Genomic DNA, 803 nt, shown 5'->3' with positions numbered 1-803 from the left:
CATATGGAACAAGGATGTCATTAATTATTTCTTCTTCTGACTCGTGATCATACTCAAATCTCTTTAAATTATTGAGCATTAATTTTTCTTTAAATTGAATAATAACATGGTAAAACATTCTTTCTGAATCCTCATTTCTATATAAGTTTTCAAGTAGTAGGTTATACCCGTTTACAAAGTTTTCGGGAGTCATATCTATGTATTTTGTCATTCCAAAATATGTAGGCAAAAAAGCTTCACCCATCGTGCTTTTTTCGAAGACTATTGGGATGAATCTACCCTTTTGAGCATTATTAAGAATAGAACTCGAAATAATACTTGTTTCATAGCCAACGCCTCCCTTTAAATTGAGGGCATTGGCTTTTCGAGCGTATTCCTTATCACATATAACTAATACCTTGTTAATCGAAACATCATCCACACACCGATTCATGAATTCAGTAAAGTTTTGTCCTTCTTTTACTTCCCATCTATCAAAGACGACATCTATCCCGTCTCTCCTTAAGAAATTAGCTAAATTCACAACACGATCTATATGTTCACCTGAACTCCATGAATATGATATATATACTTTGCTGGCAGTTCTATCTTTTAACTTTGACATGTTCAATCCCCATTCTATTTTTTGTATCCAATTTCAAAGTAGTCTTTAACAAACTCCCTAATAAAGTTGTCTCTCTTCAACATATCTTCTTCCTTACGGAAAAAGCCCACTTTTTTCATCTTTTGCTCCATCGGCAACTTGTTCCATTCAGCGATCGCTTTTTCTTCAATTTCGTATTTCTTCCGGACGGATGAAATCA

Annotated in this window: 1 protein-coding gene and 1 pseudogene; both read right to left on the bottom strand. The window is 33.9% G+C overall.

The window, feature by feature from the left end:
* Nucleotides 1-604, bottom strand: a 604-nt coding sequence (locus AC1DSL_RS18940; RefSeq protein ID WP_477533436.1) for a toll/interleukin-1 receptor domain-containing protein, incomplete at its 3' end; no start/stop codon positions are given.
* Nucleotides 605-618: 14 nt separating this feature from the next.
* Nucleotides 619-803: pseudogene (locus AC1DSL_RS18935) on the bottom strand (hypothetical protein); the annotation flags it as partial.

It is taken from the genome of Paenisporosarcina sp. P4_D4 (genome assembly GCF_056401835.1).
This window is presented reverse-complemented; position numbering and strand designations above follow the sequence as displayed.